Annotated in this window: 29 protein-coding genes; 17 read left to right on the forward strand and 12 right to left on the reverse strand. The window is 65.6% G+C overall.

Annotation, left to right across the window (positions count from 1 at the left end):
• Nucleotides 1-95: 95 nt before the first annotated feature.
• Both ACQ651_RS00575 and ACQ651_RS00580 read right to left on the reverse strand, forming a co-directional pair.
• Nucleotides 96-617, reverse strand: coding sequence for a hypothetical protein (locus ACQ651_RS00575; RefSeq protein ID WP_227284329.1), 522 nt, complete (start codon nucleotides 615-617; stop codon nucleotides 96-98).
• Between the two features lie 98 nt (nucleotides 618-715).
• Nucleotides 716-1306, reverse strand: coding sequence for an FMN-dependent NADH-azoreductase (locus ACQ651_RS00580; protein ID WP_227284328.1), 591 nt, complete (start codon nucleotides 1304-1306; stop codon nucleotides 716-718).
• Nucleotides 1307-1417: 111 nt separating this feature from the next.
• Between ACQ651_RS00580 and ACQ651_RS00585 the strand changes: the two genes are divergently transcribed.
• Genes ACQ651_RS00585 through ACQ651_RS00595 form a run of 3 tightly spaced genes read left to right on the forward strand, consistent with a single transcriptional unit; the run spans nucleotide 1418 to nucleotide 3763 of the window.
• On the forward strand, nucleotides 1418-2302 hold the full coding sequence (locus ACQ651_RS00585; protein WP_121896587.1) for a LysR family transcriptional regulator: 885 nt from the start codon (nucleotides 1418-1420) through the stop codon (nucleotides 2300-2302).
• Between the two features lie 6 nt (nucleotides 2303-2308).
• The gene (locus ACQ651_RS00590) at nucleotides 2309-3208 is read left to right on the forward strand and encodes a DMT family transporter (protein ID WP_430447836.1); all 900 of its coding nucleotides are present in this window, start codon (nucleotides 2309-2311) and stop codon (nucleotides 3206-3208) included.
• Nucleotides 3209-3268: 60 nt separating this feature from the next.
• Nucleotides 3269-3763, forward strand: coding sequence for a ClbS/DfsB family four-helix bundle protein (locus ACQ651_RS00595; protein ID WP_227284326.1), 495 nt, complete (start codon nucleotides 3269-3271; stop codon nucleotides 3761-3763).
• Nucleotides 3764-3767: 4 nt separating this feature from the next.
• Here ACQ651_RS00595 and ACQ651_RS00600 read toward each other — a convergent pair whose 3' ends face one another.
• Nucleotides 3768-4406, reverse strand: a complete 639-nt coding sequence (locus ACQ651_RS00600) for a hypothetical protein (RefSeq protein ID WP_227284325.1) — start codon at nucleotides 4404-4406, stop codon at nucleotides 3768-3770.
• Nucleotides 4407-4798: 392 nt separating this feature from the next.
• Nucleotides 4799-5131 carry an ArsR/SmtB family transcription factor gene (locus tag ACQ651_RS00605; RefSeq protein ID WP_227284324.1) on the reverse strand — a complete coding sequence of 111 codons (333 nt, stop codon included), beginning with the start codon at nucleotides 5129-5131 and terminating at the stop codon, nucleotides 4799-4801.
• Between the two features lie 207 nt (nucleotides 5132-5338).
• Here ACQ651_RS00605 and ACQ651_RS00610 point away from each other — a divergent pair, with 207 nt between their 5' ends.
• From ACQ651_RS00610 to ACQ651_RS00630, 5 genes are all read left to right on the forward strand, one after another.
• Nucleotides 5339-5656 carry an AtpZ/AtpI family protein gene (locus tag ACQ651_RS00610; RefSeq protein WP_430447837.1) on the forward strand — a complete coding sequence of 106 codons (318 nt, stop codon included), beginning with the start codon at nucleotides 5339-5341 and terminating at the stop codon, nucleotides 5654-5656.
• A 117-nt stretch (nucleotides 5657-5773) separates the two neighbouring features.
• Nucleotides 5774-6520, forward strand: a complete 747-nt coding sequence (locus ACQ651_RS00615) for a F0F1 ATP synthase subunit A (RefSeq protein WP_227284607.1) — start codon at nucleotides 5774-5776, stop codon at nucleotides 6518-6520.
• Nucleotides 6521-6574: 54 nt separating this feature from the next.
• A complete protein-coding gene (locus ACQ651_RS00620) occupies nucleotides 6575-6811 on the forward strand; it encodes a F0F1 ATP synthase subunit C (protein WP_018302205.1) in 237 nt (78 codons plus the stop codon).
• Between the two features lie 79 nt (nucleotides 6812-6890).
• Complete coding sequence (locus ACQ651_RS00625; protein ID WP_375550559.1) at nucleotides 6891-7436, forward strand: F0F1 ATP synthase subunit B'; 546 nt, start codon at nucleotides 6891-6893, stop codon at nucleotides 7434-7436.
• A complete protein-coding gene (locus ACQ651_RS00630) occupies nucleotides 7436-8005 on the forward strand; it encodes a F0F1 ATP synthase subunit B (protein ID WP_227284606.1) in 570 nt (189 codons plus the stop codon). Before ACQ651_RS00625 ends, ACQ651_RS00630 begins: the two co-directional genes overlap by 1 nt.
• A 120-nt stretch (nucleotides 8006-8125) precedes the next feature.
• Here the strand turns inward: ACQ651_RS00630 and ACQ651_RS00635 are convergent, their stop codons facing one another.
• From ACQ651_RS00635 to ACQ651_RS00665, 7 genes are read right to left on the reverse strand one after another with little or no spacing between them, the layout of a single operon-like run.
• Nucleotides 8126-9115 carry a P1 family peptidase gene (locus tag ACQ651_RS00635; protein ID WP_430447839.1) on the reverse strand — a complete coding sequence of 330 codons (990 nt, stop codon included), beginning with the start codon at nucleotides 9113-9115 and terminating at the stop codon, nucleotides 8126-8128.
• Nucleotide 9116: 1 nt separating this feature from the next.
• Nucleotides 9117-9470 carry a hypothetical protein gene (locus ACQ651_RS00640; protein ID WP_227284320.1) on the reverse strand — a complete coding sequence of 118 codons (354 nt, stop codon included), beginning with the start codon at nucleotides 9468-9470 and terminating at the stop codon, nucleotides 9117-9119.
• Nucleotides 9467-9823, reverse strand: coding sequence for a cupin domain-containing protein (locus ACQ651_RS00645; protein WP_353618428.1), 357 nt, complete (start codon nucleotides 9821-9823; stop codon nucleotides 9467-9469). The genes ACQ651_RS00640 and ACQ651_RS00645 overlap by 4 nt, the downstream gene beginning before the upstream one ends.
• Entirely contained in the window at nucleotides 9820-10377 is a 558-nt protein-coding gene (locus ACQ651_RS00650) for a hypothetical protein (protein WP_430447841.1), read from the reverse strand. Before ACQ651_RS00650 ends, ACQ651_RS00645 begins: the two co-directional genes overlap by 4 nt.
• Nucleotides 10378-10396: 19 nt before the next feature.
• Nucleotides 10397-11980, reverse strand: coding sequence for an ABC transporter ATP-binding protein (locus tag ACQ651_RS00655; protein WP_430447843.1), 1584 nt, complete (start codon nucleotides 11978-11980; stop codon nucleotides 10397-10399).
• Entirely contained in the window at nucleotides 11977-12801 is an 825-nt protein-coding gene (locus ACQ651_RS00660; RefSeq protein WP_430447844.1) for an ABC transporter permease, read from the reverse strand. The genes ACQ651_RS00655 and ACQ651_RS00660 overlap by 4 nt, the downstream gene beginning before the upstream one ends.
• Nucleotides 12798-13739 carry an ABC transporter permease gene (locus tag ACQ651_RS00665; RefSeq protein WP_430447846.1) on the reverse strand — a complete coding sequence of 314 codons (942 nt, stop codon included), beginning with the start codon at nucleotides 13737-13739 and terminating at the stop codon, nucleotides 12798-12800. Before ACQ651_RS00665 ends, ACQ651_RS00660 begins: the two co-directional genes overlap by 4 nt.
• A 94-nt stretch (nucleotides 13740-13833) precedes the next feature.
• Here ACQ651_RS00665 and ACQ651_RS00670 point away from each other — a divergent pair, with 94 nt between their 5' ends.
• From ACQ651_RS00670 to ACQ651_RS00690, 5 genes are all read left to right on the forward strand, one after another.
• Nucleotides 13834-14139 (forward strand): hypothetical protein, encoded by a 306-nt coding sequence (locus tag ACQ651_RS00670; RefSeq protein WP_430447847.1) that lies wholly within the window; start codon nucleotides 13834-13836, stop codon nucleotides 14137-14139.
• Nucleotides 14140-14254: 115 nt separating this feature from the next.
• Nucleotides 14255-15457 carry an aminopeptidase P family protein gene (locus tag ACQ651_RS00675; RefSeq protein ID WP_430447848.1) on the forward strand — a complete coding sequence of 401 codons (1203 nt, stop codon included), beginning with the start codon at nucleotides 14255-14257 and terminating at the stop codon, nucleotides 15455-15457.
• Between the two features lie 107 nt (nucleotides 15458-15564).
• The gene (locus ACQ651_RS00680) at nucleotides 15565-17715 is read left to right on the forward strand and encodes an esterase-like activity of phytase family protein (RefSeq protein WP_430447850.1); all 2151 of its coding nucleotides are present in this window, start codon (nucleotides 15565-15567) and stop codon (nucleotides 17713-17715) included.
• Between the two features lie 110 nt (nucleotides 17716-17825).
• Nucleotides 17826-18476 (forward strand): hypothetical protein, encoded by a 651-nt coding sequence (locus tag ACQ651_RS00685; protein ID WP_430447852.1) that lies wholly within the window; start codon nucleotides 17826-17828, stop codon nucleotides 18474-18476.
• A gap of 119 nt (nucleotides 18477-18595) precedes the next feature.
• On the forward strand, nucleotides 18596-19075 hold the full coding sequence (locus ACQ651_RS00690) for a pyridoxamine 5'-phosphate oxidase family protein (RefSeq protein ID WP_430447853.1): 480 nt from the start codon (nucleotides 18596-18598) through the stop codon (nucleotides 19073-19075).
• Nucleotides 19076-19189: 114 nt separating this feature from the next.
• Here ACQ651_RS00690 and ACQ651_RS00695 read toward each other — a convergent pair whose 3' ends face one another.
• Nucleotides 19190-20662, reverse strand: a complete 1473-nt coding sequence (locus ACQ651_RS00695; protein WP_430447855.1) for an ABC transporter substrate-binding protein — start codon at nucleotides 20660-20662, stop codon at nucleotides 19190-19192.
• 195 nt (nucleotides 20663-20857) lie between these two features.
• Here ACQ651_RS00695 and ACQ651_RS00700 point away from each other — a divergent pair, with 195 nt between their 5' ends.
• The 4 genes from ACQ651_RS00700 (at nucleotide 20858) to tilS (ending at nucleotide 23960) form a co-directional block, all read left to right on the forward strand.
• A complete protein-coding gene (locus ACQ651_RS00700) occupies nucleotides 20858-21055 on the forward strand; it encodes a hypothetical protein (protein WP_227284310.1) in 198 nt (65 codons plus the stop codon).
• Nucleotides 21056-21355: 300 nt separating this feature from the next.
• Nucleotides 21356-21859, forward strand: a complete 504-nt coding sequence (pal, locus tag ACQ651_RS00705) for a peptidoglycan-associated lipoprotein Pal (protein WP_227284604.1) — start codon at nucleotides 21356-21358, stop codon at nucleotides 21857-21859.
• A 5-nt stretch (nucleotides 21860-21864) separates the two neighbouring features.
• Nucleotides 21865-22701 carry a tol-pal system protein YbgF gene (gene ybgF / locus ACQ651_RS00710; RefSeq protein WP_430447857.1) on the forward strand — a complete coding sequence of 279 codons (837 nt, stop codon included), beginning with the start codon at nucleotides 21865-21867 and terminating at the stop codon, nucleotides 22699-22701.
• The gene (tilS, locus tag ACQ651_RS00715; RefSeq protein ID WP_430447859.1) at nucleotides 22698-23960 is read left to right on the forward strand and encodes a tRNA lysidine(34) synthetase TilS; all 1263 of its coding nucleotides are present in this window, start codon (nucleotides 22698-22700) and stop codon (nucleotides 23958-23960) included. Before ybgF ends, tilS begins: the two co-directional genes overlap by 4 nt.
• The last annotated feature ends 89 nt before the right edge of the window (nucleotides 23961-24049 follow it).

Raw genomic sequence — 24049 nt, forward strand, 5'->3', positions numbered from 1 at the left:
CTCGCTGACGGGGGGCGATCCTGTATGTGTCACAGGACCGGATGCTGATGCTTCCGGTATTTGACGGCCCGTTTAGGCCGGAGAGACGGGCGGTGTCAAGCGCCCGAACAGGTCGCGGTGAGTGTCGTCACATCCCCGGCCAGCATGTCGCCGCTGTCGGAATGAAGCTGAAAGCTGCGCCGAAGCGTCAGGCTGTCCCATTCCGCCTGCGTCACCGGCGGGATCGGTTCGGGCCGCGTGCCCGGTTCGCCGTAAAGGGTGAGCGCCATCGGTCCCTCGAAGGTTGCGCCGGCAAAGGAAAACCCGGTGACGTGGTGGGCGTAGACGCCGACCAGATCGAACATGAAATCCCGGCTGGTGGTGATCAGGGTCCAGACCGGGCCGGTGATGTCGCCCTCAAGCACCATGGTGCCGGTGGCGAAATGCGCGGTGGCGCCGCCTTCCTGCCGGAAACTGCCTTCGGTGGTGAAGTCCGCCCGGCCGGAAAGCTCGGAGCCGGGGCGGATGTCGCCCACGCCCTGCGTTATCGAGATGATGAAGTCCAGCCTGCAGGTCTGCGCCTGGGCCTGGATCGGCATCACCAGAATCATGATCGCGCAGAGGATCCGTCTTGACATGAGCGGGAGCCTAGCACGGCAGTTTTGTTTGGCAAAACGCGCGATTGCCGGGTCCGGCCCGGCCCGTACCTGCCGGGCCAGACCCGGGCCGCCGCCGCTCAGGCGGCGATGGCCAGACCGGCCACCTGGTCATGTGCGGATTTCAAGGTGCTTTCCGCATCGATCATCAACTGGTCGGCGGTGACGAAATCGACCTCCTGAATGCCGATGAAGCCCAGAACATGGCGGAGGTATCCGGCCGCGAAGTCGATCTCGGATCCGACCCGTGTGCCGCCCGACGCGATGGCGACGATAGCGCGTTTGCCTGTGAGCAGGCCGACCGGGCCGCTTTCGCTGTAGCTGAAGGTAACGCCGGCGCGGGCAACAAGGTCGACCCAGGCCTTGAGCGCGGCAGGCACCCCGAAATTGTAGATCGGCGTGCCGATGACAATCGTGCGCGCGGCCCCGATCTCGGCGATCAGCGTATCCGACAGCTCCAGCGTTGCGCGCTGTGCCTCCGTCCGGTCCGGGGCGGGGGTGAAATTCGCGCCGATCCAGGCCTCGTCGATCAGCGGCAGGCCGTCGGCAAGATCGCGGTGGACAACGGAGGCATCTCCCCCGAGGCGGGCAATGATCCGGTCAGTCAGATCGCGGGAGACGGAGCCCGCGCGGCGCGCGGAGGCATCGATGCGGAGAATGGAGTTGGTCATGGGGCAGATCCTTTTGAACACCTGTTGCGGTCGGTATTGCTGAAAATGACCCTTGCGAGGATGAACACAATATGCCCAAATATGTGTAACTATGTGTGGGAGTGCACAGAGATGTCATTTGATCACTGGGATGAGATCCGCACGGCCTATCAGGTCGCGCGGATGGGCACGGTCAGCGGCGCGGCGGAGGTTCTGGGCGTGCATCATGCCACCGTGATCCGCCATATCGATGCGCTGGAGGGGCGGCTGGGCGCCAAGCTGTTCCAGCGCCATGCCCGCGGCTATACCGCGACCGAGGCGGGGCAGGATCTGCTGAGCGTGGCCAGCGGGGCGGACGACCAGTTCACCCAGCTTGCGGGCCGGATCAAGGGGCGTGGCAACGAGGTGACGGGCGAGCTGATCGTGACGTCGCTGGAGTCCCTCTCCCCGCTCTTCATCCCGGCAATCGCCAGATTTCAGGATCAGCATTCGGAACTGCGCGTCCGGCTGGTGACCGACAACCGCCTGTTCCGCCTTGAATACGGCGAGGCGCATGTGGCGATCCGGGCCGGTGCCCTGCCCGAACAGCCCGACAATATCGTGCAGCCGTTCTTCACCCAGACCATCCGCCTTGTCGCGCACAAGGATTACGTGGCGAGATACGGGGCGCTGGACGATACGAATCTGGACCGGCACCGCTTCATCGGCTCCTCGGTGGAGACGCCGCGCGCACCCTTTCTGCGCTGGCTGACCCAGATGGTGCCGGAAACCAGCATTTACTTCCGCACGACCGAGATGCGCGCGGTCAAGGATGCGATCATGGCCGGGATCGGCATCGGCTTTCTGCCCGCATGGGATCGCGACGGGACCGAGGATCTGGTCGATATGCTGCCGAGCCTTGAGGAATGGTCCGCCAAGCTGTGGCTGGTCACCCATATGGACCTGCACCGGACGGCAAAGGTGCAGACCTTCCTGCGGTTCCTGAAGGAAGAGGTGAAAACCTGGCCGGTGGATTGAAACGGCATGGCTGAGGCCCTGTCACCTGCCCGGCAGGGGCATCTTGCGATGCTGGCCTTTTCCGCGTTGATTGCCGGATCGTTTTCGCTTGGCGGGCAGATCGCGAACGAGATTTCGCCCGCCGCGCTGAACGCCGTGCGCTTCGCCATCGCCGCGGCGGTGATCGCCGGGGTGATCGCGGCGCGGGGCGGCGGGTTTCGCGCGGTTGCGGTCGCGCCCTGGCGGTACTTCATCCTCGGCGGGCTTTTCGCGGTCTATTTCGTTACCATGTTCGAAGGGCTGAAAACGGCCCCGCCCGTTTCCGCCGCGGCGGTTTTCACGTTGACGCCGGTCATGGCTGCGGGTTTTGGCTGGCTGATGCTGCGGCAGGCGACCACGCCGCGCATGGGCGTGGCGCTCGCCGTCGGCGCGGCGGGTGCGCTCTGGGTGATTTTCCGCGCCGATCTGTCGTCGCTTCTGGCCTTCGAGATCGGGCGCGGAGAGTGGATCTTCTTCTGGGGCTGCATCTGCCACGCGGCCTATACGCCCGCCGTGCGGCTCCTGAACCGGGGGGAGCCGGTCTTGAGCTTCACCTTCGGCACGCTTCTGGCCTGTGCGCTGGTTCTGCTGGTCTGGGGCTGGCGGGATCTGGCGGAAACCGACTGGGCCGGTCTGCGCCCGCTGGTCTGGATCACGCTGGTCTATGTCGCCGTCATCGCCAGCTCGACCACCGTGTTTCTGGTGCAGTTCGCGACCCTGCGGCTGCCCGCATCGAAGGTGATGGCCTATACCTATCTGACGCCATCCTGGGTGATCCTGTGGGAAATGGCGCTGGGACAGCCCGTGCCCGGCGTGCTGATCCTTGCGGGCGTGGGGCTGACCGTTCTGGCGCTGGCGATGCTACTGAAGGATGAAGGCGCGGGTTGACCTGGGTCAAGGACGCGCCTCCGCGCAGTGCAAAATAACTGCATGTGAAAGGAATGTCTCATGCCCGCCGCCACCAATCGCGAAGACCTGATCGCCGTCACCCGGAAGGACTACGCCAAGCTGGAGGCCCTGATCGCCGATATTCCCGCCGATCTGGCGGAGCGGAAATTCGAGGACGATACCTCGATCAAGGATATCGTCACCCACCGGGCCCATTGGAGCGGGCTGTTCTTCAAATGGCTGGATCAGGCCGCGGCGGGCGGGCCGGTGCATATCCCCGACGAGGGCGTGAAATGGAACCAGCTCAAGCCCTATAACGCGGAGTTGCGGCGGCGCTATGCCGATATGTCCTGGGATGACGCCAGGGCGTGGCTGGCCCGCGCGCATGGGCGGCTTCTGGATTTCATGCAGGCCGGGACCGATGCGTCGCTTTACGGGCAGACCATGCCGGGGGCCACCGGATGGACCATCGGGCGCTATGCGGAGGCGTCAGGGCCCAGCCATTACCGCTCGGCCGCGAAATTCATCCGGTCCTGCCTGAAACAGGCAGGTTGAGCGCTCAATCCGTCGGCAGATCTTCCACCCGGTCGCGCATCTCCTCGGGAAAGGCGGAAAGCGGTACGCGGGCCAGATCGTAGGTGATCGTGCCCAGAGGCGCGGGCAGGGCCACCATCTGCTGCATGGAGTTACCCGAACAGGTGTAGGTGATCACGGGGTTGAAGCTTTGCGGGCCGGGCGGAGGCGCAAGCGGCACGGTCGCACTGCCATCGGATGTGGTGACCGTCATCTCGCCCGTAAGGCCGCCGCCGCCGCCCGGCAGGTGACAGATGTCCAGCATGCCACCCATCGCGGTCAGGTAACCGGCCGAGGTGATCGTCTGCGCGTTCATCTCCACCCGCGTGACATTGCCGTCATCGTCTTCGAACACGGCATTGCCATTGGCGCCCATCGGGAAGGTCTCGAAAAACCCGTCCTCGTAGATGATCATCGCGACCGGCCGCCCGAAATCGTTGAAATTGGCGCGCACGTTCTCCGGCATGGCGCGCATCGCCCGCTCCATCGCCTCGGGGATCGTGCTGGATCCGATCCATGCGCCGACGACGCAGCTTTCGATCGGGCCGACCGGGCCGTCGCAGGTCTGCGCCCCGGCGGGCGCGGCAAGCATGACCGCAAGGGTGAGGGGCAGGGCATGGCGCATGGGACAGCTTCCTTCGTGATGTGCGGACAATCATGCATATGTCGGCGCACCTGTCATCGGGGTTCAATCGCGCGGCCCCCCGCGGGCGTCGCCGGAAGGGCATCAACCTTCCCGCGACAGGCCCCGGTTCGGGACGGCCCGCCAACGCCGCGCGGCCTGATCGGGGCGAATATGGGAACCGAACCCCCTGACGGGGCGTTGGACTGGCATAGAACAAAAAACTCGGAGATTTCTCATGCGTGGTATACTGACCCTTATCGGCCTCGTCGTGGTCGTCGTCGCCATCATCAATTTTATCTGAGGTCCTCATGAGAAATATCTTTTATGTCATCGGCCTTGTCGTGGTCGTGGTCGTCATCCTGCGGCTTGCGGGTATCCTCTGATCTGAACGGTCACCCGTCCCGATCCAGACCGGTTTCGGCCAGATAGGCCTCGAACGCCTCAAGGTTCACCGGATCGAACTGCCCGAAGCCCTGCATCCAGACGGACGCATCCTTCATCGCATCGGGATCCAGCTTGCACCATTTCACCCGCCCGCGCTTCTCCTGCGTGATGAGACCAGCGCGGGTGAGTATGGCGAGATGCTTGGAAATCGCGGCCAGGGACATCTCGAACGGCTCGGCCACATCCGTGACCGCCATGTCGTCTTCCAGCAGCATCGACAGGATCTGCCGCCGCGTCGGGTCGGCAAGGGCGGCAAATGTGGTGTCCAGACGGTCGGGCATGGGGGTGGTTAAAAGCGCAGCGCACCGCAATCGTCAACCATTCGGTTGAATATGCGCCAATCCCACATGCGGCGTGGCGCCAGTGTCGCGCCTGAAACTTCTCTTTTCTCTTCAATGCATTGGCCGGTTTTTGCCGGTGCGTTTCGCGCGTTGACTCTGCGCGCGGCTCTGCTAGCTTCCGCCCGAACCTCGAAGGGGTGTCCCGCGATGCCTGACCAACTCGATCCCGACCGCCTCAAGGCGCTGGAGGAGCGGCTGGCCAGAACCAAGGGCGCGCAGGACAGCAAACCCCATACCGAGGAGCATTATTCTCAGGCGCAGCATGCCTGGCGAATGGTGATCGAACTGGTGGCCGGTCTCGGGATCGGGTTCGGCATCGGATACGGGCTGGATACGCTTCTGGGCACCCGGCCGTGGCTGATGGTGATATTCACGCTTCTCGGCTTCATCGCCGGGGTGAAGACGATGATCCGCTCGGCGCAGGAAATGCAGCGCCAGGCAGAGGCGAAAGACGAAGGGGAATAAGACGTGGCAACGGATAGCAACACCTCTGGCGACACCCAAACGGCGCAATCCGGCTCCGGTCGCCTCATTGCCTTCGGTCTTATCGGCGTTGCGGTCGTGCTGTTCATCCTCGGTCTGATGGACGATTACGAAAGCGGTCTGTCGATCCACCCGATGGACCAGTTCATCATCGAGCCGTTCTTCGGCGATGGCCCGATCCACTGGTACACGGTGACGAACTCCACGGTCTGGATGGCGGCCGCGATCCTGGCGATCACGGCGCTGATGGTGCTGGGCACGCGCGGGCGCGCGGTCATTCCCAGCCGGGTCCAGTCGGTGGCCGAACTGGCCTACGGCTTTGTCCGCAAGATGGTGGAAGACGTGGCCGGCAAGGATGCGCTGCCCTATTTCCCGTATATCTTCACCCTGTTCCTGTTCATCCTGTTCGCGAACTTCCTCGGGCTGATCCCCGGCAGCTTCACCTCCACCAGCCATATCGCGGTGACCGCGGTGATGGCCGGCGCCGTGTTCCTGACCGTCACGATCCTTGGCTTCATCAAGAACGGAGCGGGCTTTCTGAGCCTCTTCTGGGTGTCGTCCGCCCCCCTCGTGCTGCGGCCCATCCTCGCGGTCATCGAGCTGATTTCCTATTTCGTCCGCCCGGTCAGCCATTCCATTCGTCTGGCCGGCAACGTCATGGCGGGCCACGCCGTTCTGAAGGTGTTCGCGGGCTTCGCCGGGGCGCTGGGCGTGGGCGCCGTCGCGCCGATCATCGGCGTCATCGCAATCTACGGTCTCGAGGTGCTGGTCAGCGCCATCCAGGCTTATGTCTTCACCATCCTGACCTGCGTCTATCTTAAAGACGCGCTTCATCCGCACCACTAGGGCGGCGGTCAGGGTTCGAAATCTTAGCCAATTCCAACGTAAGGAGAGACGATCATGGAAGGCGATATCGCAAATATGGGCCAATTCATCGGTGCAGGTCTGGCAGCCATCGGCTCCGGTGCCGCCGCCATCGGTGTGGGCCATGTGGCCGGCAACTTCCTGGCGGGCGCGCTGCGCAACCCGTCCGCGGCCGCCGGTCAGACCGCGACGCTCTTCATCGGTATCGCATTTGCGGAAGCGCTCGGGATCTTCGCGTTCCTCGTCGCTCTGCTGTTGATGTTCGCCGTCTGAGCCACCCGAACCATCCTTACGTCCGGGTCATCCGCACTGCGCGGGTGGCCCGGTGTAATCCCGGTTCCAGGAGGACAAGATGGCCGATGAAGCCCTTGTAGCTGCAGAAGAAGCCGCCGGTGCGGCGGGCATGCCGCAGCTCGAATTTTCCACGTTCCCGAACCAGATTTTCTGGCTCGTGGTGACGTTGATCGTGATCTACCTGATCCTGTCGCGCATCGCGCTGCCGCGGATCGGGGCGGTTCTGGCCGAACGCCAGGGCACGATCACGAATGACATTGCCGCCGCCGAAGACCTGAAACGTCAGGCCAGCGATGCGGAGGAGGCGTATAACAAGGCGCTTGCCGATGCCCGCGCCGAGGCGCAGGAGATCATTGCCGAGACCCGCGCCGAGATTCAGGCCGAACTGGCCGAAGCCACGGCGCATGCGGATGCCGAGATTGCCGCCAAGGTCGCCGAAAGCGAAGCGCGCATCGGCGAGATCCGGGCCGGCGCGATGCAAAGCGTCGAAGAGGTGGCGCGGGATACCGCGACCGCACTTGTGGCGGCCCTGTCCGAGGGCAAGGCGGATGCGGGCGCGGTGAAGGATGCCGTTGCCGAACGGATGCAGGGAGGACGCCAATGATGCGCTATGTGATCGCGGCCTCCGTTCTGGCGACGCCTGTCTTTGCCGCGGGCGAAGACGGCTACAGCAGCTACGACTTCACGTCGCTGTTCAACACCGATTTCGTGGTGCTGATCGGCTTCCTGCTGTTCCTGGCCATCCTGTTCTATTTCAACGTCCCCTCCATGCTGGGCGGGATGCTGGACAACCGCGCACGCCAGATCAGGGCCGATCTGGACGAGGCGCGCGCGCTGCGCGAGGAAGCGCAGACGATCCTTGCCAGCTACGAGCGCAAGCAGCGTGAAGTCGCGGCGCAATCCGAACGGATCGTGGCCTCCGCCCGGGAGGACGCGGCGGCGGCGGCGGAGCAGGCCAAGGCAGATCTCAAAGCCTCGATCGCGCGGCGGTTGCAGGCGGCGGAGGATCAGATCGCCAGCGCCGAGCAATCGGCGGTCCGTGACGTGCGCAATCGCGCGGTAGACGTGGCCGTGGCCGCGGCGGCGCAGGTGATCGCGGCGCAGACAACGGCGGCCGAGGCCAACAAGCTGATCGACAACGCCATCACCGAGGTCGAAGCCCGGCTTCACTGAACCGGCCTGGTACCCAACCCTGCAAAAACCCCCGGTGGACCGCCGGGGGTTTTCGTTTTGGGCTGGATAATGGCCGGGGAGCCTCTGGCGGGAGGTTTTCGGGAAGCCGGGAGCCGCCGGCTAGGTCGAAGAAAACCGCGCGGCCCATGTGGGTTGCAGGTCGCCCGTGGCGGGGGTCGCATGATAGACGCCGCGGGCGATGGCGCGCGCCAGGCAAAGCGCGGCGGCGTTGCCAAGGCGGAGCAGATCTGCCTCCGGTGCTTCAAGCGGGGTCGTGCCGGTGGCCGCCGCGAAGACCAGATCGCCATCCATGGGCGTATGGCTGGGATAGATCGCGCGCGCCATTCCGTCATGGGCGGCGGTGGCGAGACGGCTGGCCTGGGACTGGGTCAGCTCCGCGTCGGTCGCGACAATCGCGATGGTCGTGGCCTGACCGCCGCCCTTGACAGGCGCGGGCGCGGAGGGATCGAAATCGCGCGCCGGGCCCAATCCGCCGAACTCGCTCCCGAACTCGAACGGCGCGGCCCAGAAATGCGGGCCGTCGCCCACCGTGACCCGGCCGAGCGCATTGACAGCGACCAGCGCCCCCACGGTGTAGCGCCCGACCTTCAGGGAGGCCGAGCCGAGCCCGCCCTTGAGATCCGCGATCAAAGCGCCGGTGCCGGCCCCGGCCGTGCCAAGGGCGAAATCCTCCGCCGCATGGGCCAGCGCGGTGGCCCCAAGCGCCTTGTAGGGGTTCTGCGCCCAGTCCTTCTGTCCACCGTTGATCAGATCGAACAGGATCGCGGCGGGTACGATGGGCACCGTGACATCGCCGACGGCGAAACCGCGCCCCTCCTTCCGAAGCGCATCCGCCACGCCCGAGGCGGCATCCAGCCCGAAGGCGGAGCCGCCGGACAGAACCAGCGCATCGACCTGCTGCACGGTCTTGTCGGGGGCCAGAAGGTCGGTTTCGCGGGTGCCGGGCGCGCCGCCCATGACATGCACGGCGGCGGTGAAGGGCCTGTCGGCCACCAGCACCGTGCAGCCGGTCTTGATCTCCGCATCGGCGGCGCTGCCGACGCGCAGGCCCTTGATGTCCGTGATCAGGTTTCCGGGTCCGGGCTGCATCTCAGGTCTCTCCGCGTGCGGGGATCATGCGCGTGACGGTGCCCCGGAACGTGCCTATTGGTGAAAGCAGATCCGTGGCCCCGACCGGGCAGTCCAGCCCCGGATAGGCCGCCGGCAGGATCAGAAGAAGGGTGTTCCGCCCGGTTGCCGCCGCACGGATGACCTGCGCGGTATCGGCCCCGAAATAGGGGGTCAGGCGCGCGATGGGCGCGCTGGCGGGGATCACCTCCACATGGTCCAGATCAAGCCCGGGCGCCACATCCAGAAGATGGGCGAAGGCCAGCGGCTGGCTTGCGAAATCGGCCGCAAAAACAGTGATGTCGGCGGGCAGGACATGGCGCGCGAAGCCGGTCATAGGCGCTCCTTCCGAACGGCGGTCTCCGGGTTGCCGGTGTTCGGTGTGCCGGCCGGTTCGATCACCAGCAGATGCGCCTCGCTCCGGGCGACCGGGCGATGGTCAACGCCGCGGGGCACGACGAACAGCTCCCCCTCCCCAAGGGTCACGGTCTGCCCGGGCATCTCGATGTCGATCTCGCCCTTGAGCACCAGAAACAGATCGTCGGTCTCCGGGTGGCTGTGCCAGACAAATGGGCCCTCGACCTTCACGACCATGATATCGTTGCCATTGTACCCCGCCACGATGCGCGGCGCCCAGTGCTCGGTGACCTTGGCCAGCTTGTCCGCAAGATTGACCTTCTGCAATGTCATGTCGCCTGTGCCTTTCCTTCAAGCCTTGCCGTGTCAAGCCGGGCGGCGCGATGGATCGGCCAGAACGCAAGAAACGCGCCGAGCGCACCGCCCACATAACTTGCTTCATGCATCAAGCCCGCGCGCAGGAAATCCTGCCGCTCCACGCCCTCGGGCGTCTGCAGCGGGTCGAGCCAGCCGGTCGCGGGCAGGGTCAATCCGGCCAGCAGCCCCAGCATGGCGGCGAAGGCCGCAAGAAACACGACCATTCCGATTGCACCGATCCCGGCGGCGAGATACGTGCCCGCCCGGGGGATGCGGAAAAGACCGTAAAGAAGGGCCGGCGCGCCCACGGCCAGCCCCATCCACCAGCTTGCGCGAAAGCCTACGATGGCCGCGCCCAGACGGTTCCGCGCCGTGTCCGGAATGCCCATCTGATCGAATTTCAGGCTGTGAAAGTAATCCGGCCCGACGGTGAAGCTGAGTTGATTGTGAACCGCGCCGAACAGGCCCGCGGCCAGCACCGACAGTGCCAGAAGCACGAAGAAAACCGGGAACTTGCCAAATCGGGTCAACACTGGTCCTCCTGTCGGCTCACATGGCCGCGTTCGTGCCCGTCCGCCCCATGATATCAAGCCTTGGCGCGGCGGCCAGCAGGGTTCGGGTGTAGCTGTGGGCCGGGGCGGTGAAAACGGTCTCGGTCTCTCCTTCCTCCACGATCCGGCCGGCCTGCATCACCAGAACCCGGTCGGTGATCGCGCGGATCACCGTCAGATCGTGGCTGATGAACAGATAGCTGAGATGCAGGCGGCTTTGCAGATCGGCCAGAAGGTCGAGGATTTGCGCGCGCACCCGGACATCCAGCGCCGAAACGGCCTCGTCCAGAACCAGAATGCGGGGCCGTGTGATCAGCGCGCGGGCAATGGCGATGCGCTGGCGCTGCCCGCCCGAGAACTCATGGGGGTACTTGGTCATGTCCGAGGGCTGAAGACCGACCGATTGCAGCGCCTCGGCCACCCGGTCGCGGCGATCGGGCGGCGGCGCCGCCATCAGGTGGAACGGCTCGGCCACCAGCTTTTCGACCTGCCAGCGCGGATTGAAACTGCCATAGGGGTCCTGAAACACGACCTGAATGCCGGCGCGCAGGTCATTGCGCATGGCGGGCGTGACGGGCTCCCCGAAAAGGCGGATCGCGCCGCCCTGTATCGGGTCAAGGCCAAGGATCGCGCGGGTCAGCGTGGATTTTCCGCAGCCGCTTTCGCCCACAAGGCCCAGACTTTCGCCCTTGTGCAGCTGGAAGCTGACGCCATCCACCGCGCGCACGGGATCGCCGCGGGTCAGCCCCCTGCGGGGTCCGGGATAGAGCCGCAAGACGTTCTCCACATCCAGCAGCGGCGCGCGCCCGGCCATCTGTGCCCGGTCCGGCTGATGGGAGGAGGCGGCGAAAAGCGCGCGCGTATAGGGATGGTTTTGCTGGCCGAGAACCTGTGCCGTGGGCCCTTGCTCGACAATCTCCCCCTTCTGCATGACAGCCACATGATCGGCCATGTCCGAGACGACGGCCAGATCGTGGGTGATCAGCAGCAGGGACATGCCTTCCTCCGCCACCAGATCCTTCAGCAGATCGAGGATCTGCGCCTGGGTGGTCACGTCCAGCGCGGTGGTGGGTTCGTCCGCGATCAACAGCCGCGGATGCAGCGCGATGGCCGCGGCAATGCACACTCGCTGGCGCTGCCCGCCGGAAAGCTCGTGCGGGAACCGGTCCATCCCGATATGGGACAGCCCGACACGGTCCAGCCGGTCGCGCGCGATGCGCCGCGCCTCCGCCCGTGTGGCGGCATCGTGGATCAACAGCGTCTCGGCGACCTGATCGCCGATGGTCTGCACCGGGTTGAGCGCGGTCATCGGTTCCTGAAAGATCATCCCGATCTCGTTGCCGCGCAGGGCGCACATATCGGCCTCGGATTGCGTCAGCAGGTCGATCTCGTCCAGATGGGCCCGCCCGGTGATCTCGGCGCCGTTCGGCAGCAGCTGCATCAGCGCCAGCGCGGTCATGGATTTGCCCGACCCGCTTTCGCCGACAAGCCCGAAAATCTGGCCCTTGCCGATGGCAAGCGACACATCGCGCAGGATCGGCAGGCCGTGGATCGACAGGGACAGCGCCTCGATGCGGATCATGTCCGCTGCCTCCGCAGTCTCGGGTCCAGTACATCGCGCAGACCGTCGCCCATCAGGTTGAGCCCCAGCACCATCAGCACGATGGCAAGCCCCGGAAGCACCGCCAGCATCGGGTGGGTGTAGATCATCGTCTGCGCGTCGGCCAGCATCCGGCCCCAGCTTGGCGTGGGCGGCTGCGCGCCCAGTCCGACATAGCTGAGCGCGGCCTCGGCCAGAATGCCGAGCGAAAACTGGATCGTGGCCTGCACGATCAGCAGGTTGGCGATGTTGGGCAGGATATGCTCGGCGCTGATCCGCACCTTGCCCTTGCCGGCGGTGCGGGCGGACAGGACATAGTCCAGCGTCCACAGGCTGAGCGCGCCACCGCGGGCGACGCGGGCAAAGACCGGGATGTTGAAGATGCCGATGGCCAGAATGGCGTTGAGCGCGGAGGGGCCGAAAACCGCGGTGATCAGGATCGCGATGACCAGCGAGGGGAAGGCGAAGATCAGATCGTTGCCGCGCATGATGATCTCGTCGAGAAGCGAGCCCCGCGTCGCGGCGGCGGCAAGGCCCAGAGGCACGCCAAGCGTTATGCCGATGCCCACGGCCACCAGCGCCACCGCGATGGAGGTGCGCGCCCCGACCATCAGCATCGACAGAAGATCGCGCCCGAACTGATCGGTGCCAAGCGGGAAGTCGCCGCCCGCGGGTTGCAGCCGGTTGGCGATGACGAGGCTTTCCACGTCATGCGGTGTCCAGACGAAGCTGAGCAGGGCCGCGGCCAGAAACCCCGCCGAAAGTGCTGCGCCAAGCAGCAGGGAGACGGGCAGGCGGCTCATTTCCGGCGCAGCCTCGGGTCGGCGGCGGCATAGGCGATATCCACCAGAAAGGTCACCAGAATGACGGCAAAGACCAGCAGCATGGTCACGCTCTCCACCACGATCAGATCCCGCTGGGTGATCCCCTGAAAGATCAGCCGGCCGAGACCGGGCAGGAAGAAGACGTTTTCGATGATGATCGCCCCGGCCAGCAGAAAGGAGAATTGCAGCCCGATGATGGTGAGCACCGGGATCAGCGCATTGCGCAGCGCATGGCGGATGACGGCCTGCCGCCGGCTCAGACCCTTGGCGCGCGCGGTGCGGATGTAATCCTGCCCGAGCGTGTCCAGAAGAGCCGAGCGCATGACCCGCGCCAGAATCGAGGCCTGCGGCAGCGCCAGCGCGATGGCCGGCAGCGTCAGCGCCTTGATCGCCGCCATCGGATCGGCCCAGCCGGGAAAGCCGCCCGCCGAAAACCATTGCAGGTTGACCGCAAAGACCAGCACCAGCAGCATCGCGAACCAGAAGTTCGGCACCGCGATGCCAAGCTGCGTGCCGCCCATGATGCCGTAATCGGTGGCCGTCCCGCGCCGCGCCGCCGCGATCAGCCCCACCGGAAAGGCGATGGCCGTCGACAGCGCCAGCGCATAGCCCGCAAGCGGCAAGGAGACCCAGAGCCGGTCGAGGATCAGGTCGGCCACCGGCACGCGATAGGTGTAGGAGGTGCCGAAATCGCCGGTCAGCATGCCCGAGACCCAGGCCCAGTACCGTTCGGGCAGGGTGCCGCCAAGCCCCAGTTCCTCGCGCAGGGCCGCCACATTCGCCTCGGTCGCGTTCAGGCCCAGCATGAACGCGGCCGGATCTCCGGGGATCACCTCGATCACCAGAAAGATCACCAGACTGGCGGCAACCAGACTGAGGCAGAGCGAAATCAGACGGTTGAGAAGATACCGCAGCATATCCCGGAGGTTAGACGGCGCGCGGGGACGGGACCAGAGCAGAGTTGACAGCCCGGGCCGTTCTGCGGCGGAGTGGGCGCAAAGGAGCGGGACAATGACGGGATTGCCGGTATGGGCGCGGTTTGCGCTGATCAACGTGGCCTTGCCCTGGGGTATCGCGCTTTTCCTGGCCTGGCTGGATCCCGAGCCCGCGGTCTCCGTCATCTCGGTCTATATCGCGGCGATGCTGATCCTGATCCTGAATGTCGGGCAGATCCGCACCTCGCCGGAGTGGCGCTGGGTGTTCGGGGTGGTGACGCTGGCCAATCTCGCCTGCACGATGCTGTTCGGCAATGTCGCGCTGGCCACCGCGTTCGGGTCGATCCTTCTGGCGCTGCAGGTGCTTTTTGGCCTTGCCTGACCGGGCGGGGTTGCGGCAGGTTTGCGCGATGGGACGATGGCGTCGTCCGGCCGCGCTCTCAGCGGGCCAAGCTTTCGCCCTGAACGCCGGGGCCTTCTGAACAGGAGGGTCCGCCATGGAGCGCCCGGAGTTCTTCAGCTTTCACAACGGCGAAAAGGCCCCGCTGCCATTTTCGCAGGCGGAGTACGATACCCGCCTGATGGGCCTGCGCACGATCATGGATGCCCACGGTGTCGAGGTGGCGGTGCTGACCTCGATGCACAATATCGCCTATTACTCGGGCTTTCTCTACTGCGCCTTCGGGCGGCCCTACGGCCTTGTGGTGACCGCCGACCAGGCGGTGGTGATCGCCGCCGGAATTGACGGGGGCCAGCCGTGGCGGCGCTGCGCCTGCGATGCGCTGACCTATACCGACTGGCAGCGCGGCAATTTCTGGCGCGCGGTGCTGTCGGTCACCGGAACGGCCCGCGTCGCCGGGTATGAGGGCGATCACATGACCCTTGCCGCGCGGCAGGCGTTTTTCGATGCGGCGGCGCCCCGCGATACGGTCGATCTTGCGCCGATGACGATGCGCCAGCGGATGGTGAAATCGGCAGCCGAACGCGATCTGATCCGCGCCGGCGCCGCGGTGGCGGATATCGGCGGGTGGGCCATGAAGACGGCCATCCGGGAGGGCGTCCGCGAAATCGAGGTGGCGATGGCCGGGCGCAACGCGATGGAGCTGGAAATCGCCCACCGGTTTCCCGATGCCGAATACCGCGACACATGGGTCTGGTTTCAGTCCGGCCTCAACACCGACGGGGCGCATAACCCGGTGACGGGGCGCAGGGTGCAGCGTGGCGATATCCTGAGCCTCAACGCCTTTCCGATGATCTCGGGCTACTACACCGCACTGGAACGCACGTTGTTCATCGGCGAGGTGGATGACGCCTCCCGCGCGATATGGGAGGCGAATGTGGAGGCCCATGAGCTAGGCATGTCCCTGATGCGGCCCGGCATCCGCTGTTCTGAGATCACCCGCGAGATCAACGACTTCCTCTCCGGGCGCGGTCTGCTTCAATACCGGAGTTTCGGCTACGGCCATTCCTTCGGCGTGCTGTCGCATTACTACGGAAGGGAGGCGGGGCTCGAACTGCGGGAGGATATCGACACGCGCCTTGAACCGGGCATGGTGATCTCCATGGAGCCGATGCTGACCATCCCCGAGGGGCAGCCGGGCGCGGGCGGGTATCGTGAACACGACATCCTGATCATCACGGAGGAGGGCGCCGAGAACATCACCGCCTTCCCCTACGGTCCGGCGCATAACGTGGTCTGACGGGCCGGCCGGGCGCAGCATTTCATGAAACCGATACATTTCCGTTACGTCAGGGTCACGCGACCGCGCGAGGAGGGGCCGTCACAGCAACTTGGGGAGCCTTCTGCATGACCACGCGTTTTCTGACCCTGACATCGGCGCTCGCGCTGATGGCGGGGCCCGCATTGGCGGACATGAATTTCAACCGTATCGCCTCGTTCGCGGTTTCCGAAAACAGCCCTGAGGCCGCGGAAACTTCCGCCGAGATCATCGCGGCAACCGGCGACGGGATGACGCTGGTCTATACCGATAGCCCGCTGGAAGCGCTGGGGTTCATCGACATCACCGATCCCGCCGCGCCGATGCCCGCCGGGATCGTCGAACTGGACGGCGAGCCGACCTCCGTCGCGGTGGTGGGCAATTACGCGCTGGCCGGTGTGAACACCTCTGAAAGCTATACCGAGCCATCGGGCTATCTCGTCGAGATCGACGTCACCGACCGGCGCGAGCTTGGCCGCTGCGACCTGCCGGGACAGCCCGATTCCGTGGCGATTGCGCCGGATGCGTCCTTCCTTGCCGTGGCGATCGAAAACGAGCGGGACGAGGATCTGGGCGATGGCCGCGTGGGCCAGATGCCGGCCGGGTCGGTCGTGATGGTGGATCTCACGCCCGACGGTCTGATCGCCTGCGACACGCTCCGCGTGGCCGATATCACCGGCCTGGCCGAGGTCGCCCCCGAGGATCCGGAGCCGGAATACGTCTCGATCAATGGCGAGGGCGAGGTGGTCGTCACGCTTCAGGAAAACAACCATATGGTGGTGCTGGACCGCGCAGGCGCGGTGCTGAGCCATTTCTCCGCCGAGGCCGTCGATCTGGAAGGGATCGACGTGGAAGAGGAAGGCGCTTTCGTCCATGACGGGCGCCAGCCGGGGCGGGTCCGCGAGCCCGATGCGGTCGCATGGATCGACGACACCCATTTCGCCACCGCCAACGAGGGCGACATGGATGGCGGATCCCGCGGGTGGACGATCTTCAGCCAGACCGGCGATGTGATCTACGAAAGCGGCACCTCCTTCGAAGAGGCGATCATCCAGATCGGCCACTACCCCGAGCGCCGCTCGGGCAACAAGGGCGTGGAGCCCGAGAGCGTGACCTTTGCCGAATTCGGCGGCACGCCCATGGTCTTCGTGGGGGCCGAACGCGCCTCCATCGTGGGCGTCTACGATGTGAGCGACCCCGCCAATCCGGTCCTGACGCAGCTTCTGCCGTCCGGCATCGGGCCGGAGGGGTACGTCACCATCCCTGAACGCAACCTGCTTGTTTCCGCGAACGAAGTGGACGGTCTCGAAGACGGGGCCGCGCGGGCCCATGTGATGCTGTTCGAATATCAGGACGCTCCGGCCAGCTACCCGCATCTGAGTTCCGCCAACATGGCGGAGCTGACCGGATGGGGTGCGATTTCCGGGCAGGTCGCGGGCGACGATGGCCTGATCTACGCGGTCAATGACAGCTTTTACGCCATGCAGCCGACGATCTTCGTGATCGACCCATCGGAACGCCCGGCGCAGATCGTCAATGCGATCCGGGTGACCCGGGCCGGCCAGCCGGCGCAGTTGCTGGACATGGAAGGCATCGCGCTGGACGGCGACGGCGGCTTCTGGATCGCCTCGGAAGGCCGGACCGACCGGCTTGTGCCCCATGCGCTCTACCATGTGGGGGCTGATGGCGAGATCGCGGATTATGTGCCGCTGCCCGCCGCGTTGCAGGCGGTGGAACGCCGGTTCGGGTTCGAAGGCATCACCCGGGTCGGCGACAGCCTGTGGATGGCGGTGCAGCGGCCTTGGGCCGATGACCCGGAAAACCACACCAAGCTGGTGTCCTACAATCTCGAAACCGAGGAATGGGGCGCGGTTCTCTATCCGTTGACCGAGCCCGCGACCGGCTGGGTCGGTCTCAGCGAGATCGCGGCCCATGGAGAGCATGTCTATGTCATCGAGCGTGACAACCAGATCGGCGCGGCGGCGGTGACCAAGCGGATCACGCGCATTCCGCTGGCCCAGATGCAGCCCGCGGCGCTGGGCGGCGATCTGCCGGTGGTGACGCCGGAACCCGTGGTCGATCTCATTCCGTATCTGACCTCCACAGGCGGCTTCGTGCTCGACAAGGTCGAGGGGCTGGCGATCATGGCGGACGGAACCATGTGGGTGTCCACCGACAATGACGGGGTCGATGACCATTCCGGCGAAACGATGTTCTTTGCCATCGACGGCGAGATGTAAGCCATTTCCGATGACGACCGGCCCCCCCGCTGCATCCCGTGGCGGGAGGCCTTTTGTTGCCTTGGTGGAGCAGCTACACCTGTTCGTGAACAGGGCAGATAGGAAACACCATGCTGATCAGACTGAAAGACTTGAAATCGCTCGATGCGGTCGCGTCGGATGACAGCCGCCACACCGTCACCGATCTGTTCGTGGGCGACAATCACAGGGTCACCCATGTGGTCGTCGATATCGGCAGCTGGTTCGAGCGGCAGAAATGCGCGATGCGGATCGCGGTTTTCGGGCAGCCGGATGTGGCCGAGAGCGTCTGGCCGGTGACGGTTGCCGCCGCCGATGTGGAAGCCGGCGAGGTCGTGGCGGCCCGCGCGCCCGAGGATGCCGAGGTCGAGCCCGAGATGCTGAGCCAGGCCGAATGCGAACTGGCCGCTGCCAGCAGTAGCGCCGATCTGCACCGGGTGGGCAGATTGCTGGATGCCGACGTGATGGGCAGCGACAAGCTGGCCGGCAGCCTGATGGATGTGATCGTCGAAACCGACGGCTGGCATATCGCCATGCTGGTGATCCATGCGGGCCCCACGGATATGGAACATCAGCGGGTGATCCCGGTGGGCATGGTCGCCGATATCGACTGGTCGACACCCCGGATCACGCTGAGCTGCCCGGAAAGCACCGTCGACAGCAGCCCGGAACTGCATGAGATCGGCGACCGGATCGAAGGCAAATGGTACAACAAGGTTCTGGGGTATTACGGGCTGGGCTGAGCCGCCACGGAAACTGCCGCGGCTCCCCGTTTTTCCGTTCGGCGCAACTGCCGGGCGGGGAACAAATGCGGCTCGTTCTGGTTGAGAGGTGACACAATCCTCAGGACAGGACACAAGCAATGAGCGATCTGAAGCACGAATTCTGGAGCCGTATGGAAGATGTCCGGGCCGGGATGTTGGGGGTCAGGGGGCAGGGCCGTCTGGTCGCCATGTCGCCGCAGGTCGACGACGACATGCCCGGGCATATCTGGTTCATCACCGCCAAGGGCACCGATCTCGCCAAATCCGTCGAAGCCGGTGCGCAGCCCGCGCAATTCGTCGTGGCCGACGCGAAAACGGGTCTCTACGCGGATGTGGAGGGCCAATTGAGCCGCTCCACCGACCGTGAGGCGCTGGATGAGGTCTGGAGCTTCGTCGCCGATGCCTGGTTCGAGGGCGGGCAGCACGATCCGGATGTCTGCCTGCTGCAATTCACGCCGGACAGCGCCGAAATCTCGGTGACACCCACCAGCGGCGTGAAGTTCCTCTACGAAATCGCCAAAGCCAACCTGACCGATCAGAAACCCGATGCCGGGGAACAGGGCACGGTCACTTTCTAGGCCTTCTCTCTCCGGCCGCGCCCCGCGCAGGCCCCGGGGCACCAATGTGGCAGGCATGAAAAACGCCCCGGGCGATGGCGCCCGGGGCGTTTTTGCGATTGTGTCGCGCGGGGCCTACTGCGTCCAGCGGACGCCGCTCAGATCATTGGCCTGTGTCGGGGAGTTTTCCCACAGACCTTCGATATTGGCGTTGGCCACGCCGGTTTTCGCAAGCTGGAACAGATAGCCGTTGACGTAATCGTCGGCGATTACCTCCTGAGCCGAGCGCAGCAGCGCCGAGCGTTCCGCCGGGTCGGCGGTCAGCGTCAGCGTGTTCATCAGATCCTGAAACCCCGGATTGTCATACTGGAAGTAGTATTCCGGCCGGGCATAGATCCCGATATCCATGGGTTCGGTATGGCTGACGATGGTCAGATCGAAATCCTTGCCCCGGAACACCTGTTCCAGCCATTGCGCCCATTCCAGATTGCTGATCTCGGTCTCGATCCCCACCTCGCGAAGCTGGGCCGCGATGATCTCCCCGCCCCGGCGCGCATAGGATGGGGGCGGCAGCGCCAGACGAAGGGTCAGATCGGAGACACCGGCCTCCGCCAGAAGCGCGCGGGCGGTCTCGGGGTCGAAGGCGGATTGCCCGGTCAGATCGACGTAATCCGGGTGATGCGGGGCGAAATGGGTGCCGATGGGCGTGCCATAGCCGAACATCGCACCGTCGATGATGTCCTGCCGGTTGATCGCATGGGAAATCGCCTGACGCACGCGGATATCGTCCAGCGGCGCGGACTGGTTGTTCATCGCCAGAATGGTTTCCCCCTCGGTCGAGCCGACGATGACGGAGAACCGGGGATCGGCTTCGAACTGGCCAAGCGTTTCGGGCGCGGGAAAGACCGGGAAGGCATCCACATCCCCGGCCATCAGCGCGGCAAAGGCGGCGTTCGGGTCGGAAATGAAGCGGAAGGTCGCGGCCTCCAGCGCCGGCGCCTCGCCCCAGTAATCGGGGTTGCGGGTCAGCTCCACCCGGTCGCCCTGCACCCAGTCGGCAAAGACGAAGGGGCCGGTGCCGACCGGATTGGTGGCATTCGTCTCGGCACTTTCGGGGGCGACGATCACCGCATCGCCCCAGGCCAGGTTGAACAGCAGCGCCCCGTTCGGCGCGCTCAGACGCAGCACCACGGTGGTGTCGTCAACCGCCTCGACGCTCTCGATCCCCGCGAACAGCGCGGCCTGCGCATTCGTGGTGTCCTCGGCCCGGGCGCGATCGAGGGAGAAGACGACATCCTCGGCGGTGAAGCTGCTGCCGTCATGGAACATCACCCCGTCACGCAGTGAAAACGTATAGGTCAGCCCGTCTTCGGAAATCTCCCACGTCTCGGCCAGCCCCGGCACCACCGATCCATCGGAGGCAAAGCGCGTCAGCCCCTCAAAGACATTGGCGTAAACCACCTCGTCGATGGCGGCGGCGGCGCCGCCCGTCGGGTCCAGGTTGGGCGGTTCCAGCTGCATCCCGATGGTGATGTCGGTCTGCTGCGCCAACGCGCCGCTTGCCGTAAGGGCAAGGATTGCGCCGGTCATCTTGAAACGGTGGAACATGCGTCTCTCCCTTGAGATGTTTCGCGGCGATGGTATTGGGCAATGGGTTTGGCTTGCAAGCGCGGATCGCGCCGCCCGATGCTGCACTGCGGCGTGGCGTCGCAAAGCTGTTACTTTGGAGTCGCCCGAATCGAAGGGGTGCATTAACCTTTCCGGCGGGGAAACGGCCTTACATGACAAAAACGGAGTTGCGCGATGCATGTGCCAAGCACTGAGGACATTCTCAAACTGTCCAGTGATCATGTTGCCGAATTCATCAACAAGCACACCAGTTCCAAGACCTTGAGTGTGATCATGCGGCAGTTGAACGAGCAGTTGATGTCCGCCGACGAGGCGGTCCGCAATGCCGCTCAGGCTGCGCTTCAGCGGTTGGGCTTTCCCGAATACGCCTAGGTTTCAGGCTGATATCCGCCAAAGCCGGGGCAAAACAGCCATCGTGACATCCGCCGTCTCCGGGACGGTGCTGCCCGGTCTGTCGCCGCGTGGCCATTCCGCGCCGCGCCTGCCGCCTTGACCGTACGTGTGCCGGCGCTGGCCTCCGGCGCGTGCCACCCTCCCGCCCGGATCCGGCAGGCGCCCGTCCGGCACGGAAATCTTTGCTGATTCCCGATCTGGCTCCCTTGTGATTTGCATGAACCCGCACCCATGTTACGCTGCGCGGCAAAACACACCCTGAACCGAGGAATGAGCACCATGAATATCCTGATGAAATCCGCCCTTCTGGTTGCGGTCCTTGGCCTCTCGGCCTGCGCCCAAGGCGGGCTTGGCGGCAACACTGCCGGCGCGTTGAACGGCGCGGGGCAGCAGGGGGCGTTCGATCCGACATCGCCGGCCTATTTCAACCAGACCGTGGGCGACCGCGTTCTGTTCGCCGTCGATCAGTCCACCCTCGCGCCCGACGCCCGGGCAACCCTTGACGGGCAGGCCCAGTGGCTGCTGACAAACACCGAATACACCGTCCTGATCGAAGGCCACGCGGATGAACAGGGCACCCGTGAATACAACCTCGCCCTCGGCGCCCGCCGGGCCAGCGCGGTGGAGGAATACCTGATCAGCCGCGGCGTTGCGGCCAACCGGCTCCGGACGATCAGCTACGGCAAGGAGCGTCCGATCGAAATCTGCTCCGACGAAAGCTGCTATCGCCAGAACCGCCGCGCGGTCAGCGTCATCGCCGCGGGCGCCGGCGCCGGGGTCTAATGACGATGCTGCGCCCGTTCGCCCTGTCCGTCGCCCTTGCGGCAACCCTCAGCCTGCCCATGCCCGCCATGGCGCAGGACCGGGATCAGACCCTGGCCGATATCCGGCAGGAGCTTTCCGTTCTCTATGTGGAACTGCAACGGCTGCGGGGGGAGCTGAACACCACCGGCGCGTCTCTGGGCAGCGGGGCGTCGGGCGACACGCTCCAGCGCGTCGACGGGATCGAGGCGGAGTTGCGCCGCCTGACCAGCCTGACCGAAGAGATGCAGCTCAGGATCGACCGGGTTGTCAGCGACGGCACCAACCGCGTGGGTGATCTGGAGTTTCGTCTGTGCGAGCTTGAGACCGATTGCGACATCGCCGATCTGGGCGATACCCCCAGCCTTGGCGGGGAACCGCTGACCGGGGCGGGTCCGGTTGCGGCCCCTTTCCCGGCGCCGGGCGGCGGCGCGGCGCTAGCGGTGGGCGAGCAGTCGGATTTCGACCGCGCGCAGGCGGCCTATGACGCGGGCAACTACGCCGAAGCGGCACAGCTTTTTGCCGCTTTCACCCAAACCTATCCCGGCGGCCCCCTGAGTGCGGAGGCGCATTTCCTGCGCGGCGAGGCGGAAGCGGCCCAAAGCAACTGGAGCGAGGCCGCGCGGGCCTATCTCGATAGTTTCTCCGGCGCGCCCGATGCGCCCCGCGCGCCCGAAAGCCTGACGAAACTGGGCACCAGCCTCGGCCAGCTCGGCCAGACGGAAGAGGCCTGCCTCACCCTGGCGGAAGTCGAACTTCGCTATCCGACCTCTCAATCGGTGTTCGACGCGCGCTCCGCCATGGCCGGCCTTGGCTGCACTTGAGCATCGAAACCCGGTTCGCCGCCACGCTTGAGCGGCTTCTGGCGGGGCGGCGAGGCCGGTGTATCGGGGTTGCGGTTTCCGGCGGCAGCGACTCGCTGGCGCTTCTGGCCCTTGCCGCCGACTGGGCAGGGGCGCAAGCCACCCCCCCGGATGTGCAGGCGATCACCGTCGATCACGGCCTGCGCGCCGAAAGCGCGGACGAGGCCGCCTGGGTCGCCGCCCGGGCGCAAGATCTGGGCGCGGCCCATGTCACGCTGCCATGGCGGGGCTGGGACGGGCAGGGAAACCTGCAGGCCCAAGCCCGCGCCGCCCGCTATGGCCTCATGGCCGATTGGGCGCACGCTGAAAGGCCGGAGATCTCCGCGATCCTGCTGGGGCATACCCGGGACGATCTGGCCGAAACCTTCCTGATGCGTCTGGCCCGCGGCTCCGGTGTCGATGGCCTCTCCGCCATGGCCGAGACGACGCAAGGTCACGGCATTCCGTTTCTCCGCCCGCTTCTGGCCGAGCGCCGCAAGGCCCTGCGCGACATGCTCAAGGCCCGCGGCCTCGGCTGGCGCGACGATCCCGGCAATGACGACCCGCGATTTGACCGGGTGCGGATGCGTCAGGCGCTTGACCTGCTTGGCCCGCTCGGCCTGACCACCGACCGTCTGGCCGAGACCGCCCGGCAGCTTGCCCGCGCCCGCACGGCGCTGGAGGCCCGCTGCGCGGAAACCGCCGCACGGATCGCGACCGAACCCCTGCCCGGCGTGATCGCACTGGTGCGCTCGGATTTTGCCGCGACCGAACGCGAAACCCAGCTTCGCCTCATGGCGCACGGGCTCTCGCGCCTGTCCTCGGCGCCCTATCGCCCGCGCCTGAAAACGCTGGAAACCGCGCTTGACGACGCGCTGGCCGGGCGGGGCGCCACGCTGCATGGCGGGCAGGTTGTGGCCACCGCATTGCATATCTTCGTGGTCCGCGAACATGCCGCGGTCGCGGGGCTGGAAACGCCCGCCGACGGCACGGCGCTCTGGGACAATCGCTGGCAGGTGCGGGGCGCGCGGCTTCAGGGCTGCACGATCCGCGCGCTGGGCCCCGACGGGGCCAGCAAAATCGACCGTCCGGCCACGCTGCCCCATGCGGCGCTCACCTCCTATCCCGGGATCTGGAGCGGCGAGAGCCTCGTGGCGGCGCCCGAGCTTTGGCACGCGCCGCTTTGTCAGGCCAGCTATGCACCGCAGGCGCGCTTTCATCGTACCATATTATCGCATTGAAGTTGGCCCGAGCATGTCTATCTTACGGGGACGTGCCGGGCGCAGTCTGTCCGCCCCCCTGTTTGGCGCGCTGATGTAAGGAGAATTCT

The organism is Rhodophyticola sp., from assembly GCF_965284195.1.
Taxonomy (GTDB): domain Bacteria; phylum Pseudomonadota; class Alphaproteobacteria; order Rhodobacterales; family Rhodobacteraceae; genus Rhodophyticola.

Bases quoted from the DNA above. Each gene is read 5' to 3' on its own strand.
- ACQ651_RS00575 (WP_227284329.1), bottom strand. From the start codon at position 617: ATGTCAAGACGGATCCTCTGCGCGATCATGATTCTGGTGATGCCGATC.
- ACQ651_RS00580 (WP_227284328.1), bottom strand. From the start codon at position 1,306: ATGACCAACTCCATTCTCCGCATCGATGCCTCCGCGCGCCGCGCGGGC.
- ACQ651_RS00585 (WP_121896587.1), top strand. From the start codon at position 1,418: ATGTCATTTGATCACTGGGATGAGATCCGCACGGCCTATCAGGTCGCG.
- ACQ651_RS00590 (WP_430447836.1), top strand. From the start codon at position 2,309: ATGGCTGAGGCCCTGTCACCTGCCCGGCAGGGGCATCTTGCGATGCTG.
- ACQ651_RS00595 (WP_227284326.1), top strand. From the start codon at position 3,269: ATGCCCGCCGCCACCAATCGCGAAGACCTGATCGCCGTCACCCGGAAG.
- ACQ651_RS00600 (WP_227284325.1), bottom strand. From the start codon at position 4,406: ATGCGCCATGCCCTGCCCCTCACCCTTGCGGTCATGCTTGCCGCGCCC.
- ACQ651_RS00605 (WP_227284324.1), bottom strand. From the start codon at position 5,131: ATGCCCGACCGTCTGGACACCACATTTGCCGCCCTTGCCGACCCGACG.
- ACQ651_RS00610 (WP_430447837.1), top strand. From the start codon at position 5,339: ATGCCTGACCAACTCGATCCCGACCGCCTCAAGGCGCTGGAGGAGCGG.
- ACQ651_RS00615 (WP_227284607.1), top strand. From the start codon at position 5,774: ATGGACGATTACGAAAGCGGTCTGTCGATCCACCCGATGGACCAGTTC.
- ACQ651_RS00620 (WP_018302205.1), top strand. From the start codon at position 6,575: ATGGAAGGCGATATCGCAAATATGGGCCAATTCATCGGTGCAGGTCTG.
- ACQ651_RS00625 (WP_375550559.1), top strand. From the start codon at position 6,891: ATGGCCGATGAAGCCCTTGTAGCTGCAGAAGAAGCCGCCGGTGCGGCG.
- ACQ651_RS00630 (WP_227284606.1), top strand. From the start codon at position 7,436: ATGCGCTATGTGATCGCGGCCTCCGTTCTGGCGACGCCTGTCTTTGCC.
- ACQ651_RS00635 (WP_430447839.1), bottom strand. From the start codon at position 9,115: ATGCAGCCCGGACCCGGAAACCTGATCACGGACATCAAGGGCCTGCGC.
- ACQ651_RS00640 (WP_227284320.1), bottom strand. From the start codon at position 9,470: ATGACCGGCTTCGCGCGCCATGTCCTGCCCGCCGACATCACTGTTTTT.
- ACQ651_RS00645 (WP_353618428.1), bottom strand. From the start codon at position 9,823: ATGACATTGCAGAAGGTCAATCTTGCGGACAAGCTGGCCAAGGTCACC.
- ACQ651_RS00655 (WP_430447843.1), bottom strand. From the start codon at position 11,980: ATGATCCGCATCGAGGCGCTGTCCCTGTCGATCCACGGCCTGCCGATC.
- ACQ651_RS00660 (WP_430447844.1), bottom strand. From the start codon at position 12,801: ATGAGCCGCCTGCCCGTCTCCCTGCTGCTTGGCGCAGCACTTTCGGCG.
- ACQ651_RS00665 (WP_430447846.1), bottom strand. From the start codon at position 13,739: ATGCTGCGGTATCTTCTCAACCGTCTGATTTCGCTCTGCCTCAGTCTG.
- ACQ651_RS00670 (WP_430447847.1), top strand. From the start codon at position 13,834: ATGACGGGATTGCCGGTATGGGCGCGGTTTGCGCTGATCAACGTGGCC.
- ACQ651_RS00675 (WP_430447848.1), top strand. From the start codon at position 14,255: ATGGAGCGCCCGGAGTTCTTCAGCTTTCACAACGGCGAAAAGGCCCCG.
- ACQ651_RS00680 (WP_430447850.1), top strand. From the start codon at position 15,565: ATGACCACGCGTTTTCTGACCCTGACATCGGCGCTCGCGCTGATGGCG.
- ACQ651_RS00685 (WP_430447852.1), top strand. From the start codon at position 17,826: ATGCTGATCAGACTGAAAGACTTGAAATCGCTCGATGCGGTCGCGTCG.
- ACQ651_RS00690 (WP_430447853.1), top strand. From the start codon at position 18,596: ATGAGCGATCTGAAGCACGAATTCTGGAGCCGTATGGAAGATGTCCGG.
- ACQ651_RS00695 (WP_430447855.1), bottom strand. From the start codon at position 20,662: ATGTTCCACCGTTTCAAGATGACCGGCGCAATCCTTGCCCTTACGGCA.
- ACQ651_RS00700 (WP_227284310.1), top strand. From the start codon at position 20,858: ATGCATGTGCCAAGCACTGAGGACATTCTCAAACTGTCCAGTGATCAT.
- pal (WP_227284604.1), top strand. From the start codon at position 21,356: ATGAATATCCTGATGAAATCCGCCCTTCTGGTTGCGGTCCTTGGCCTC.
- ybgF (WP_430447857.1), top strand. From the start codon at position 21,865: ATGCTGCGCCCGTTCGCCCTGTCCGTCGCCCTTGCGGCAACCCTCAGC.